This is a genomic window from Rhizobium sp. WW22, assembly GCF_047041135.1.
Taxonomy (GTDB): domain Bacteria; phylum Pseudomonadota; class Alphaproteobacteria; order Rhizobiales; family Rhizobiaceae; genus Rhizobium.
On record NZ_CP178199.1, the window covers coordinates 1,149,319 to 1,163,798 of the forward strand.

13 protein-coding genes are annotated in these 14,480 nt (G+C 60.4%); all 13 read left to right on the forward strand.

Features of this window, described 5'->3' with window-relative positions:
• Positions 1–2: 2 nt before the first annotated feature.
• Positions 3–1,337 carry a four-carbon acid sugar kinase family protein gene (locus tag ACK83U_RS24265; protein ID WP_112603678.1) on the forward strand — a complete coding sequence of 445 codons (1,335 nt, stop codon included), beginning with the start codon at positions 3–5 and terminating at the stop codon, positions 1,335–1,337.
• Positions 1,338–1,426: 89 nt separating this feature from the next.
• Positions 1,427–2,254, forward strand: coding sequence for a phosphogluconate dehydrogenase C-terminal domain-containing protein (locus ACK83U_RS24270; protein ID WP_112603680.1), 828 nt, complete (start codon positions 1,427–1,429; stop codon positions 2,252–2,254).
• A gap of 79 nt (positions 2,255–2,333) precedes the next feature.
• Positions 2,334–3,275: a D-ribose ABC transporter substrate-binding protein gene (locus ACK83U_RS24275; RefSeq protein WP_112337184.1), complete on the forward strand. Its 942-nt coding sequence runs from the start codon at positions 2,334–2,336 to the stop codon at positions 3,273–3,275.
• A gap of 76 nt (positions 3,276–3,351) precedes the next feature.
• On the forward strand, positions 3,352–3,996 hold the full coding sequence (locus tag ACK83U_RS24280; RefSeq protein WP_112604030.1) for a DUF2291 family protein: 645 nt from the start codon (positions 3,352–3,354) through the stop codon (positions 3,994–3,996).
• Complete coding sequence (locus ACK83U_RS24285) at positions 3,993–5,546, forward strand: sugar ABC transporter ATP-binding protein (protein WP_112603682.1); 1,554 nt, start codon at positions 3,993–3,995, stop codon at positions 5,544–5,546. The genes ACK83U_RS24280 and ACK83U_RS24285 overlap by 4 nt, the downstream gene beginning before the upstream one ends.
• Complete coding sequence (locus ACK83U_RS24290; protein WP_112337186.1) at positions 5,543–6,607, forward strand: ABC transporter permease; 1,065 nt, start codon at positions 5,543–5,545, stop codon at positions 6,605–6,607. The genes ACK83U_RS24285 and ACK83U_RS24290 overlap by 4 nt, the downstream gene beginning before the upstream one ends.
• Position 6,608: 1 nt before the next feature.
• Positions 6,609–7,643 carry a Gfo/Idh/MocA family protein gene (locus ACK83U_RS24295; protein WP_112603684.1) on the forward strand — a complete coding sequence of 345 codons (1,035 nt, stop codon included), beginning with the start codon at positions 6,609–6,611 and terminating at the stop codon, positions 7,641–7,643.
• On the forward strand, positions 7,640–9,523 hold the full coding sequence (locus tag ACK83U_RS24300; RefSeq protein ID WP_112603686.1) for a hypothetical protein: 1,884 nt from the start codon (positions 7,640–7,642) through the stop codon (positions 9,521–9,523). Before ACK83U_RS24295 ends, ACK83U_RS24300 begins: the two co-directional genes overlap by 4 nt.
• Before the next feature lie 57 nt (positions 9,524–9,580).
• A complete protein-coding gene (locus ACK83U_RS24305) occupies positions 9,581–10,600 on the forward strand; it encodes a dihydroxyacetone kinase subunit DhaK (RefSeq protein WP_112603688.1) in 1,020 nt (339 codons plus the stop codon).
• The gene (gene dhaL / locus ACK83U_RS24310) at positions 10,597–11,235 is read left to right on the forward strand and encodes a dihydroxyacetone kinase subunit DhaL (protein ID WP_112603690.1); all 639 of its coding nucleotides are present in this window, start codon (positions 10,597–10,599) and stop codon (positions 11,233–11,235) included. Before ACK83U_RS24305 ends, dhaL begins: the two co-directional genes overlap by 4 nt.
• 87 nt (positions 11,236–11,322) lie before the next feature.
• The gene (locus ACK83U_RS24315; protein WP_112603692.1) at positions 11,323–12,576 is read left to right on the forward strand and encodes an ABC transporter substrate-binding protein; all 1,254 of its coding nucleotides are present in this window, start codon (positions 11,323–11,325) and stop codon (positions 12,574–12,576) included.
• A gap of 89 nt (positions 12,577–12,665) precedes the next feature.
• Positions 12,666–13,565, forward strand: coding sequence for a carbohydrate ABC transporter permease (locus ACK83U_RS24320; protein WP_183873488.1), 900 nt, complete (start codon positions 12,666–12,668; stop codon positions 13,563–13,565).
• On the forward strand, positions 13,562–14,449 hold the full coding sequence (locus tag ACK83U_RS24325) for a carbohydrate ABC transporter permease (RefSeq protein WP_112603696.1): 888 nt from the start codon (positions 13,562–13,564) through the stop codon (positions 14,447–14,449). The genes ACK83U_RS24320 and ACK83U_RS24325 overlap by 4 nt, the downstream gene beginning before the upstream one ends.
• Positions 14,450–14,480 lie beyond the last annotated feature (31 nt).

Sequence of the window (14,480 nt, forward strand, 5' to 3'; positions counted from 1 at the left end):
CGATGTCCAATCTTCTTCTCAGCTACTACGGCGATGACTTCACCGGCTCGACCGACGTCATGGAGGCCCTCGCCTCGAACGGCGTACAAACCGCTCTCTTCCTCGGCATACCAAGTGAAACCTTACTGGAGCGGTTCAAGGATTGCCGCGCCATTGGCATTGCCGGCACCAGCCGCAGCGAAACACCGCAGTGGATGCATGAACATCTGACGCCCGCATTCGAATGGCTGAAGAGCCTCAATGCCGCGATATGCCATTACAAGGTCTGCTCGACCTTCGATTCCAGCCCCAGGATCGGCAACATCGGCAAGGCAATCGAGATCGGCAAGGCACTCTTTGAGCAATCCGTCGTGCCTATTGTGGTCGGAGCGCCGCAGCTCAAGCGCTACACCGCTTTCGGCCACCTTTTCGCGGCCTATCAGGGCCAGGTCTTCCGCATCGACCGGCACCCGGTCATGAGCCGGCATCCCGTCACCCCGATGGATGAGGCCGATCTGGCCGTGCATCTGAGCAGGCAGACGTCCCTTCCCGTCAGCCTCGCCGATCTCGTCGCACTCCGGGCAACCGATGCCGACGCACGGATCGATGCGCTGACGGGAGGCAATGAGGGTATCCTGCTGCTTGACGTCGACAGTGCGGAAACCCAGGCCGCCGCCGGTCACCAGCTATGGCGTCTCGCAAGCAAGGGCAACGCCTTCATCGCAGGTTCATCCGGTGTCGAATATGCCCTTCTCGATGCCTGGCGCAACGAAGGATTGATCGGAGAGAAGCCGGATTTCGCTCCTCCGGGTAGGGTCGATCGCCTGGCGGTCGTCTCCGGCAGCGTATCGCCTACGACCGAACGTCAAATCCGCCGGGCTGCGGCCGGCGGATTTGACGGCATCGATCTCGATCCATTGGCGCTTGTCGGAGAAAATGCCGAGCAGGCGCTGGATGCAGCGGTCGCCGCAGGCATGGCCAGCCTCAAGGCCGGCCGCAGCGTCATTCTTCATACGGCACTCGGCCCATCGGCGGATCGCGGCGGCGATATAGACCGTATTCCCGGCGCCCGCCATCGCCTGGGGCGGGCTCTCGGCACGATCCTGCGACGGTTGATCGAACAGGAAAGTCTCGGCCGCGCCGTCATTGCCGGCGGCGACACGTCGAGCCACGCGCTCAAGGAATTGCGTGTCGAAGCGCTGACGACGCTTCTTCCATTGCCGCAAACCCCCGGCTCGCCGCTTTGCACGGCCCACGGCAGCTATGCGCCCACCAATGGTCTGCAGATCGCGCTGAAGGGCGGCCAGGTCGGCACCGATGATTATTTCACACAGATCCGCGACGGCAGGGGATCGTAGCGGCGTCATTCTTCTGCATTCGTTGGCATGCTCATTGACTCATTATACCACTTGCGATACCACATTCTGGAAGTGAACGAGGTACTAACATGACTGCAATTGCTCTTTTCGGCGCCGGAGGCAAAATGGGCTACCGGCTCGCCAAGAACCTGAAAGGCTCGCGCTTCGATGTGCGCCACGTCGAAGTCAGCGATGCCGGCAAGGCGCGTCTGAAGAATGATCTTTCTGTCGATTGCGTCCCGGTCGATGCCGCGCTGGATGGCGCGGACGTCGTGATCCTTGCAGTACCGGATACCGCTATCGGCAAGGTTGCCGCCGGCATCGTCGACGAGCTGAAGCCCGGCACGATGGTCGTCGCACTCGACGCCGCCGCCCCCTTCGCCGGCCATCTGCCGCACCGTGAAGATCTCACCTACTTCGTTACTCACCCCTGCCATCCGCCGATCTTCAACGACGAGACCGACATGCAGGCCAAGAAGGATCATTTCGGCGGTCTTTTTGCCAAGCAGCATATCGTTTCGGCACTGATGCAGGGTCCGGAAAGTGCCTATGCTCTCGGCGAGGAAATCGCCAAGGTCATCTGGGCGCCCGTCATGCGCTCGCACCGCGTCACCGTCGAGCAGATGGCAATGCTGGAGCCGGGTCTTTCAGAAACGGTCTGCGCGTCGCTGCTCGTCATCATGCGCCAGGCCATGGATGAGTGCGTCGCCCGCGGCGTCCCGGCCGAAGCTGCCCGCGACTTCCTGCTCGGCCACATGAACGTACTCGGCGCCGTCATCTTCAAGGAAGTCGACGGCGTCTTCTCCGATGCCTGCAACAAGGCGATCGAATTCGGCATCCCTGCCCTCATGCGCGACGACTGGAAGAAGGTCTTCGAGCCACAGGAGATCGCAGAAAGCATCCGTCGCATCACCTGATCGACGTCCCCGGGAGGGCGTCGCCCTCCCTTTGCCGCCCTGCCGGGAACAGGGCCTGTTTCATAACTGGGAGGAGACCATGAAACTGAGACGCAGACTGACACTTGCAGCCTTCACCGGCGCACTGGCGCTGGGCACGGCGATGCCGGCCTTCGCGGCCGATCTGATCGCGATCATCACGCCGGCTTTCGACAATCCCTTCTTCAAGGCGGAGGCCGTCGGCGCCGAAGCCAAGGCAAAAGAGCTGGGTTACGAGACGCTGGTCATGACGCATGACGACGATGCCAACAAGCAATCGGAAGTCATCGACACCGCCATCGGGCGTGGCGCCAAGGCCATTATCCTCGACAATGCCGGTGCGGACGCAACGGTCGCTGCCCTGAAGAAGGCCAAGGATGCGGGCATCCCTTCCTTCCTCATCGACCGCGAAATCAATGTCACCGGCATCGCAGTCGCCCAGATCGTTTCCAACAATTACCAGGGCGCCCAGCTCGGCGCGCAGGAATTCGTCAAACTGATGGGCGAGAAGGGCAATTATGCCGAACTCGTCGGCCGCGAAGCCGATACCAATGCCGGCATCCGTTCGCAAGGCTATCACGACGTCATCGACGACTATCCGGACCTGAAGCTGGTCGCCAAGCAATCGGCGAACTGGAGCCAGACTGAGGCCTATGCCAAGATGGAGACTATTCTTCAGGCAAATCCCGACATCAAGGGCGTGATCTCAGGCAACGACACCATGGCAATGGGCGCGATTGCCGCCCTGCAGGCCGCCGGCCGCAAGGATGTGATCGTCGTCGGCTTCGATGGCTCCAACGATGTGCGCGACTCAATCAAGGCGGGCGGCATCAAGGCGACGGTCATGCAGCCGGCCTACGCCCAGGCCCAAAAGGCGGTCGAACAGGCCGACGCCTATATCAAGAACAAGACGGCGCCTAAGGACGAGAAGCAATTGATGGATTGCGTCCTCATCAATGCCGACAACGCCGACAAGCTCGAGACTTTCGCACTGAAAAACTGATGGCGGGCCAGATACGTTGGAGGGCGCGGCAAAACCGCGCTCTCCGGAGCTTTTCTGCAAGATCGAGGTGCATTGCATGTTGAGGATCAGAGGCGCGCTCGTGGCCTTTGTATTGGCCGCGGCATTGCCCGGCTGCAAGATTATCAAGACACCAACGCCCGAGGAGAAGGCAGCGGCGGCGGCAAGGAGCGCCTTCGATCCAGCGGCAAAGGTCGAGGCGATTTGGCAATCGAAAGTGGTGCCCGGCGTCGAAAAGCGCGCGAGTGACCTCAAGACTGTGTTGCAGGCGGTAGCAACTAATCCCGATGATGCCGGCGCGAAATACGGAAATTCGCGCAAGCAGAGCTCCTCGCCCTGGACCTATGCCGTCAAGCTGAGCGGTAAGATCGTGGCTGCCGATACAGCCTCCCGCGCGGGCACCCTCGACGTCGACGTGGATGGCGACGGCAAGGCGGATGCGAAGGTGCAGATCGGTCCGGCGATCCGCGGCACGGCGCTGCGCGACGCGCTGGATTTCCTGGACTTCAACGAATTCAGGAACCAGATCGAATGGGCACAGTTCGGCAAGGCCTTCAATGAGAAGGCCAATTCATCATTTCTGGCAGCTCTGCCTCGCGACGGGCTGATTGGAAAGACGGTCACCGTGACGGGTGCGTTTCCGCTGCCCCCATCCGGCCAGCTGCCTTTGATCACCCCTTCGGCCCTGACATTGGGGCAATGACCATGAGCGAAACCCCAAGCAACGATATCATCCTGCGCCTGGAGGACGTTTCCAAGGTCTATTCCGGCATCGTCGCCGTCAAGCACGCCAGCCTCGAGCTGCACCGCGGCGCGGTCAACGTGCTCGTCGGCGAAAACGGTGCCGGCAAGTCTACCCTGATGAAGATCATCGCCGGGGTCGAACGGCCGACCTCGGGCCGCATCCTGCTCGAGGGCGAGGAAGTCTCCTTCAGCAGCCCCGCCGACGCGCAGGCGCGCGGAATCGGCATGATTTTCCAGGAGCTCAATCTCTTTGCCAACATGACGGTGGCCGAAAACATCTTTGCCACGCGCGAAATCACCCGCGGCATCTTCGGCATCGATCACAAGGCACAGATCGCAAGGGCCAACGAGTTTCTGGATCGGCTCGATGCCGGCATAAGCGCCGAAACCATGGTGGAAGACCTGCCGATCGGGCAGCAGCAGCTCGTCGAGATCGCCAAGGCCATCTCACTTGATGCCCGCATCCTCATCATGGACGAGCCGACATCGGCGCTGTCTGCTGCGGAAGTCGATATTCTGTTCAAGGTCATCGCGGAGCTGAAGGCTCAGGGTGTTGCGATCGTCTATATCTCACACCGGCTGGAAGAGCTGATGCGTATCGGCGACTATATCACCGTACTGCGGGATGGGCAGATCACCGGCCAGGCCAGGGTTTGTGATATCGACACGAAATGGATCGTCCGGTCGATGATCGGATCGGATGCCAAGGATTTCGCAAGGGACGGAGGCCATGCCATCGGTAAGGAAGCCTTCCGCGCCGAGGAGATCAGCCTGCCGAGACGTACGGGCGGCCTTGCCGTCGATCATGTCTCGCTGTCGGTGCGCGCCGGCGAAATCCTCGGCATCTATGGCCTGATGGGTGCCGGGCGCAGCGAATTCTTCGAATGCGTGATGGGCCGGCATTTGCATTCGACCGGGCGGATCTACATCGATGGCGTGGAGGTTCGCGCCCGCGACACCACCCGGCGCATCCGGCATGGCCTCGCCTTGATTCCAGAGGACCGTCAGCGCGAAGGATTGGTGCAGGTGCTGTCGATCGCCAGCAATTTGACGCTTGCGAGCCTCGGCCGCTTCGCCCGGCTGTTTTTCCATATCGATCCAGGTGCCGAAAAGAACGCCATTCGCGACATGATCCGCGATCTCTCCATCAAGGCGCCCAATCCGGACTTCGAGGTTACCTCCATGTCCGGCGGCAACCAGCAGAAGGTCGTCATCGGCAAGGCGCTGATGACCGATCCGAAGGTGCTTTTGATGGACGAGCCGAGCCGCGGCATCGATGTCGGCGCCAAGGCTGACGTCTTCCGCACCATGCGCAGGCTCGCCGGCAAGGGTCTGGCAATCTTGTTTTCAACATCGGACCTCGAAGAGGTCATGGCTCTTTCGGACCGCATCGCCGTGCTCAGCAACGGCAAGCTCGTCACCGTTCTCGACCGAAGCGAAGCGACGGAAGAGGCCATCATCGCGGCATCCGCCAAGGGACACGGACATACAGGGAAACTCGCGTCATGACCGCAGATACGTCCTCCGCCTTTGCGACCAATCGCTCGAACGGCTCCGTTCTCCTGACGCTGATGAAGCTCAGGACCTTCATCGCGCTGTTCGCCGTCGTCATCTTCTTTGCGATCTTTGCACCGAACTTCACCTCGACCGCCAACATCATCCTGATGTCCAAGCACGTCGCGCTCAACGCCTTTCTCGCCATGGGCATGACCTTCGTGATCGTCACCGGCGGGATCGACCTTTCGGTCGGCTCGATCGTCGGCCTTTGCGGCATGGTGGCCGGTGCCCTCATCCTGAATGGCGTCGAACTGCCGATCGGATATACGGTCTACTTCAACATCTACGAGATCATCCTCATCACACTGGCCGTCGGCCTAGGGATCGGACTCATCAACGGCCTGCTGATCACCAAGCTCAACGTCGCGCCCTTCATCGCCACGCTCGGAACGCTCTATATCGCCCGCGGCCTCGCACTCCTGTCGTCCGACGGACAGACCTTCCCGAACCTGGTCGGGCGGCCGGAATATGACACGACGGGCTTCGACGTCTTCGGCGCCGGCCGTATGCTCGGTCTTCCGGTTTCCATCTGGATCCTGATCGTGTTGGCGCTACTCGCCGCTTACGTCGCCCGCTCGACGCCGATTGGCCGCCACATCTTCGCCGTCGGCGGAAACGAGCGCGCCGCACGCATGTCCGGCATCCGTGTCGATGTGGTCAAGATCTTCGTCTATATGTTCTCAGGCCTCTGCGCCGCCATCGTCGGTATCGTCATATCGTCGGAGCTGATGGCGGCGCATCCGGCAACCGGCGAGAGCTTCGAGCTGAACGCCATTGCAGCAGCCGTGCTTGGCGGCACCTCCATGTCCGGCGGGCGCGGCACTATCGGCGGGACGATCATCGGCGCCTTCGTCATCGGCATTCTTTCGGATGGCCTCGTGATGATGGGCGTATCATCCTTCTGGCAGATGGTGATCAAGGGATGTGTCATTATCATCGCTGTGGTCGTGGATCAGGCGCAGCGGCGTCTCCAGCAGCGCGTAACTCTCATGCAAATGGCAAAGGCAGGCTGAAATGGCAGAACTCAAGGGCGCATTGATCGGTTGCGGCTTTTTCGCGATCAATCAGATGCATGCATGGCGAGACGTCAAAGGCGCCAGCATCGTTGCGATCTGCGATCGCGACCCGGAGCGGCTGAAGATCGTCGGCGACCAGTTCGGCATCCAGCGTCGCTATATGGATGCAGCCGCCATGTTCGCCGATGGTGGCTTTGATTTCGTCGATATAGCAACGACGGTGCAAAGCCATCGCGCCCTAGTGCAGATGGCCGCCTCTCACAAGATCCCCGCAATCTGCCAGAAGCCTTTCGCAAAAACGCTGAGCGATGCCAAGGCCATGGTCGCGACCTGTGCCGCGGCCGGCGTGCAGCTGATGGTGCATGAGAATTTTCGCTGGCAGACACCTATTCAAGCCGTCAAGACTGCTCTGCAATCCGGCGCAATCGGCGAGCCCTTCTGGGGACGTTTCTCTTTCCGCTCGGGCTATGACGTCTTTTCCGGCCAGCCTTACCTGGCGGAAGGCGAACGGTTCATTATCGAGGATCTCGGTATCCACACGCTCGATATCGCCCGCTTCATCCTCGGCGACGTTTCTTCACTGACGGCCCGCACCAAACGGGTCAACCCGAAGATCAAGGGCGAGGATGTCGCAACCATCCTGCTCGATCATGAGAATGGCGCGACATCGATCGTCGATGTCAGCTACGCCTCCAAGCTTGCGACCGAGCCCTTCCCGGAGACGCTGATCGAACTCGACGGCACCAAGGGTAGCATTCGACTGTCGCAGGGGTATCGTCTCGAGGTAACTGGCCCCCAGGGCACGAGCGTTACGGACGCATCGCCGCGGCTTCTGTCCTGGGCTTCGCGTCCCTGGCACAATATCCAGGAAAGCGTTCTGGCGATCCAGCAGCATTGGATCGACCGTCTTGCCTATGGCGGCGAGACTTCCACGTCAGGTGCCGACAATCTCAAAACTCTGGCACTTGTCGAAGCCGCCTATGAGAGTGCCGCCAACGGGAATCCTATCGATATCGGAGCAATGCTGCGATGAAGACCGAGATCGATCCGTTTCAGCTTTACGGTACGCACGAGCTCGAAACGACGCCGATGCGACTGACTTCGGGCAGGCTGGATGTCGATTTCAAGGACGGCAATCTCCGGACCATTCGCTATGATGGCATCGAGGTTCTGCGGGCTGTTTCCTATCTGATCCGCGATCGCGATTGGGGCACCTATTCGCCCCATATCGACGATATACGAATCGAGCAGCGTCACGATGGTTTTTTCGTCAGCTATCTAGTGCGCTGCGCCGGCCCCGAGAACACCGAGCTTACAGTCGACGTTCGGATAACGGCTCAAGTCGATGAGGCCCTGATCTTCGAAGCGACGGCGCTCTCGACGACCAGCTTCGAAACCAACCGCTGCGGCTTCTGTATCCTGCATCCGATCGTCGGCGTCGCCGGGATGCCCGTCTCGGTTGAGCATGTCGACGGCAGCCGCGAGAGCACGCATTTTCCCGACCTTATCGAACCCTGGCAGCCCTTCAAGAATATGCGGGCGATTACGCATAGCGTGGTGGCGAACGTAACAGCCGAATGCCGCATGGAAGGCGACACCTTCGAAATGGAAGATCAGCGCAACTGGTCCGATGCTTCCTACAAGACCTACGTTCGCCCGCTTGCCCTGCCCTGGCCTTATCGAATTCCGGCTGGAGAGCCGATGCGGCAGCGCATCATTCTGACCATCGGGGATATGCGCCGCCTGCCTCCCGCCTCCACCTATGGTTCGGAAGAAGCGCCCCCGGTCGGGCTTAGCGCTGGAGCAAGGTCCGGAATCATGCCGTCCATCGGCCTTGTCATTACACCGGAGGAGGCGGATGCGACGCTAGCTGCGCGCGACCGGCTGGCTGAAATCGAACCGCAGGAGCTGCTGTTTCACTTCGATCCCGATGCCGGCCATGGTGCTGGCGCCTTCAGGCGCTTCGCCGCCGTTGCCGCACTCCATCCAGGCAATTCGACGCTCGAAATCGCATTGCCCTGCCGCCAGGCACCTCCTGTCGAGACACAGCAAATAGCAGACTGGATGCAGGCTGCCGGCTTCAAACCCGATGCAATCATGATCTCGCCTTCCGTCGACCGGCAATCGACGCCGCCGGGCAGCAAATGGCCGGAATGTCCGCCGCTCGAGGAGGTCTACGCCGCCGCGCATGCGGCCTTTCCCGATATGCGTATCGGTGGCGGCATGCTGAGCTATTTCACCGAACTCAATCGCAAACGGGTGCCTGCCGATACACTCGGCTTCATCAGCCATTGCACCAATCCGATCGTCCATGCGGCGGACGATCTGAGCGTCATGCAGACGCTGGAAGCACTGCCGTTCATCACGCGCTCCGTGCGCGCCATCTACGGCGACAAACCCTATCGTATCGGCCCGTCAACCATACCGATGCGGCAGAATCCCTATGGCAGCCGGACGATGGACAATCCTCACGACGGTCGCATTGCCATGGCCAATATCGATCCACGGCCCAACGCCCGCTTCGGTGAGGCCTTTGCGTTTGGCTATGCCGCCCGCGTCCTCGATGCCGGATTGGAGTGCCTGACGCTTTCGGCACTGACGGGGTCCTTCGGGCTGATCGCCGGAGCGAACGAGCCGTCGGCGGCGGGAACCACGCGGCCGCTCTTCAATACGGTCTCGACCTTGTCTCACCTTGCCGGACAGCAATGGCACGAATGCCTGTCGACCGATCCGAGCGCCGTACTCAGCTTCATCACGGCACGATCCAACGGATTGCGTTCGCTCCATTTGGTCAACATAACGCCCATTCCGCAACTGGTGGAGCTGGGGGAGTTTCGGCTTAAGGAACAGAGCGGAAGCAAGAGGCTTATGCTTGATGCCTACAGCACTCTTTCGGCTGAGTTGATGGATTGACCTTCAATCGCAGACGCGCATGTTAGTCCCAACAATCGCAATGATTTGGAGGACTGCGTGAAGACGAAGAAGCTGATCAACGAAGGCGCGGCCGCCGTGGATGAGATGCTGGCCGGGATATTGGCGGCCCATCCGCGTCATCTCCACGCCGTTGAAGGATCGCCACGCTCGATCGTGGCAAACCATGGCCCGCGAGCCGGCAAGGTCGGTCTGGTCATCGGTGGAGGTTCCGGGCACGAGCCGACATTTCTCGGCTTTGTCGGCAAGGGGCTGGCCGATGCCGCGGCGGTCGGCAATGTCTTTGCCTCGCCGCCGCCCGATCCGATCATCGAATGCGCCAAGGCCGTCGATGGCGGTGCAGGCGTGCTGTTCATGTACGGCAACTATGCCGGCGACGTCATGAATTTCGACATGGCGGCGGAAATGCTGGCCATGGACGATATCGAGGTGCGTACCGTACTGACGACGGACGACATCGCTTCCGCGCCAGTCGATCAGAAGGAGCGCCGTCGCGGGGTTGCCGGCAATGTCTTCATCTTCAAGGCCGCCGGTGCCGCCTGCGATCTGATGTACCGTTTCGACGATGTGGAACGGCTGGCACGCTGGGCGAATGAGCGCACCTATACGATGGGGGTGGCGCTTTCGCCCTGCTCGCTGCCGCAGACACGCAAGCCGAATTTCGAGATCGGCGCCGACGAGATGGAGATCGGCATGGGTATCCATGGCGAGCCCGGCGTCGCACGCGGGCCGATGCGATCGGCGGATGAGGTGACGAGTGAGCTCGTCGGCAAAATTCTCGATGAGATGAAGCCGGCGCGCGGTGACCGGGTCGCCGTGCTTGTCAATTCCCTTGGCTCGACGCCGCTGATGGAGCTCTACATCATGATGCGCAAACTCAAGAGTATGCTCGACGATGCCGGCCTTGTTATCCATCTGTCGCTGGTCGGCAATTACTGCACGTCGCTGGAGATGGCTGGCGCCTCGATCACCCTCATGCATCTGGACGACGAACTGCAGCGGCTGATCGATCATCCCTGCGATTGCGCCATGTTCCACTCCGGCGAGGCTCTGCAATGACGACGGTTACAACGGAAGATCTGAAGGCGCTTTTCGCGCGGATCGCGGAGGCGATGGAACGTGAAAAGGATCGCCTCTGCGAACTGGACGGCGTCATCGGCGATGCCGATCACGGCATCGCCATGGAGCTCGGCTTTACCGCCGCAGCCAAGGCGGTTTCGGAGCTGGACACGACAGCAGCCGATCCAACGCTGGTCTTCAATACGGCGGCAAAATCCTTCCTCAACGCAGTCGGCGCTTCGTCCGGGCCGCTCTATGCGACAGCCCTGATGCGTGCGGGTGCCGTCGCCAAGGGGAAGAGCACTCTGAACGACGACGATATGGTCGAGATATTCGCAGCCCTCGCCAAGGGCATTCAGGATCGGGGCAAAGCAGAGGTCGGCGAAAAAACCATGGTCGATGCCTGGGCGCCCGCAGCCGCAGCCTGCCGCACAGCCCGGGATCAAGGGCTTTCACTTGCCGATTGTTTTGCCGCCGCCCTCAAAGCCGGTCAAGCGGGTGCGGAAGCCACCAAAGATATGGTCGCGGCAAAAGGCCGGTCGTCGCGCCTCGGCGATCGAGCCTTGGGGCACATGGACCCCGGCGCGGCGTCCGCCGTCGTCGTCATCGCCTGCTTTCACGATCACTTCATGTGATACTGCTGATAAGCTCATCATACCAGTTGACATGCTGACAACGATTTGTCAAAACCGCCCTCAGCTTTGCTCAGAGGAGGACGGGAGATGGCTGGCAACTTCAAATATGCGCGTTGGTTCGGGGCAGCTGCTATGGCAGCGGCGGCCTTTTCGGCAACGAATGTTGCCGCGGAAGACCTGACGCTGTGGACGCTGAACTTCGATAATGGCGCGGCAAACGGCGCGCTGAAGAAGGTGGCGAAAGACTTCGAGGCCGCCAATCCCGGCACCCATGTCGAAATCGTCCAGCGCGGCGTCGATGAACACAAGACCGCACTTCGCGTAGCCGCGGGCTCCAGCAAAGGCCCGGATATCTATTTCAGCTGGGCCGGCCTTGGCCTCGGCGGCGAATATGTGAAGGCGGGCCTCTCCCTGCCGCTGGACAAATACTACACTCAGTACAAGTGGAACGACGAACTGCTTCCCTCAGCTGCCGCTTTTGCCGATCTCTATCCGGGCGGCAAGCATGGCGTTCCCTTCACCTTCAAGGGTGAAGCGATCTACTACAACAAGAAACTCTTCCAGAAGGCTGGCATCACCGGGGAACCGAAGACCTACGAGGAACTGTTGGCGGCAGCCGACAAGCTCAAGGCGGCAGGCATTCCGGCCTTCACCTTCGGCGGTTCGGTCAACTGGCATGTCATGCGCCTGATGGACGTGCTGCTCGAAACCAAGTGCGGCGCCGACAAGCATGACGCGCTGATGGCGATGAAGGCCGATTGGACGAAGGAGCCCTGCGCGACCGACGCCTTCACCGAATTTGCCAAATGGACGAAGGATTATACGCTGAAGCCCTTTATGGGGATCAGCAACCAGCAGTCCTATACGCTGTTCGTCGCCGGCCGCGCCGCGATGATGCTCGAAGGCGACTGGCTGGTCAGCCAGCTGAGCGGTAGTAAGGTCAATCTCGACGACTACGGCGTCCTGCCGTTCCCGACGAACACCAATCGCCTCTATGGCTTTGCCGAGTACAATTATGTCAGCACCAAGAGCAAGAATCCGGATCTTGCGGCAAAATTCCTCGACTACTTCCTGTCGACGAAGGTGCAGCAGGATCTCGTCGGCCAGATCAGCTCGATCTCGGTCAACAAGAATGTCCAGTACGCCAACCAGAAGCCACTCGAAGCGAAATGGCTTGAGATCTTCAAGACCTACAGCAAGGTCTACATGAATGGCGACCAGGCCTTCCCGCTTGACGTGACAACCGAATACTTCCGGGTGATCAACGATGTCGCCTCCGGCAACGTCCAGCCGGCCGATGCCGCCAAGCAGCTGCAGACCTTCATCGCAGGTCGTACCTGATCTATCGAGGGGCCGCCAATGCCAGTTGTAGGCGACGCGGCTCCCTCACCTTCATGCCCACGTGCCAGCTGCCGCCGGGAGCAAGCAGAATGTCATTCCGCAATCGTACTCATGATCCCCGCTTTCAGGCAGCGATCCTGCTTGCCCCGGCCATGCTGATCTATGTGATTTTTGCGCTCTATCCGATGCTGAACGTGGTGGTGCTGAGCTTCCAGAAATGGAACGGCCTCGACCCGCAGCGCCCCTTCGTCGGCCTCGCGAACTATCAATATATCTTCACGCAGGATCCGGTCTTCTGGGTTGCCTTCCGCAACACGGTGATCTGGACGATCATGTGTGTGATCTTTCCGCCCATGGTCGGGCTGCTGCTGGCGCTGAGCCTCAATCAGAAGCTCTTTGCCCGCAATACCTTCCGCGCCATCTTCTATCTCCCGGTTATCATCGCCCCGATCGCTGTCGCGACCATGTGGAAATGGATGTATGATCCCTTCTTCGGCCTCTTCACCGAAATCCTGACGTCGATGGGGCTGCAGGACTGGATTCAGGACTGGCTTGGCGACAAGGATATCGCGCTCTATTCCGTTTTTATCGCCTATCTCTGGCAATCCGTCGGCTTTTCCATGGTTCTGTTTCTCGCGGGCCTGCAGAATGTTTCGCAGACGCTGGTGGAAGCCGCCCGCATCGACGGCGCCGGGCGCTGGAACATCTTCCGCTACGTGACCCTGCCCGCACTGCGCACGACGCTGACCATCGTGCTGGTGCTGTCGGTCATTTCCTCACTGAAGGCCTTCGATATCGTCTACGGCCTGACCGGCGGCGGTCCTGCGCAATCGACGCAGATGCTGGCGCTCTGGGCCTTCACGCAAGCCATGCAGATCTTCGATTTCGGCCGCGGCGCTGCGATCTCCGTCGTCCTGCTGCTCATCACCATTGCGATCGTCATTCCCTACCTGCGCTGGACGCAGAAGCATGAGGAGGCCGAACAATGACGGCAGCATCGGCCACATCCATGTCGGACGACTTCGAAACCGTCACACCGGCAAAGCGCAAGCGCGATCCCGTCCTGATCGGCCTATGGATCGCACTGCTGGTCGTCGCCGCGATCTGGCTTGCACCTTTCGTCTTCATCGTCTTCACCTCGCTGAAAACGCAGGCAGACGTCACGTCTACCGGTGCCTTCATGCCGCCGCTCGATCCGGCCTTCGAGAATTATTCGAGCGCCTGGGGTCGCGGCAATTTCGCCAATGCATTCCTGAACAGCACCATCATCACGGTGATCAAAGTGCCGCTCGGGCTTATCCTCTCGGCAATGGCCGCCTATGCGCTCGCCAAGATCAGGCTGAGGTTCAGCAAGTTGCTGCTGCTCCTCGTCGTTTTCGGCACGATGATCCCTTTTCAGGTCATGCTGGCGCCGCTGTTCACGCTGGTCAATTCGCTCGGACTGATCGACACCTATCCCGGCGTGATCCTGCCTTACATCGCCTTCGGCGTGCCCTATCAGGTCTTCATTCTCCACGGCTTCTTCAAAGGCATTCCGAAGGAACTGTCAGAGGCAGCCCTGATCGACGGCGCAAGCCATTTCACCATCTTCCGCCGGATTTTCCTGCCCGTCTGCCTGCCGGTGCTTGCCGCGCTACTGATCCTGGATTTCGTCTCGACATGGAATGAGTTCGCCATGGCGCTGGTGCTGCTGCAGGACCAGCACATGTGGACACTGCCGCTGGGGCTCATGTCCTTCCAGGGCCAGTTTTCCAATGATTACGGGCAGTTGAATGCCGCAATTGTCATGACCGTGCTGCCGGCAACCATCGTTTATCTGATCTTCCAGCGCTACTTCGTCTCCGGTCTCACCTCCGGCGCGGTCAAGGGCTGAACGATCACCATCCATACGTCTTCCGAGGAGA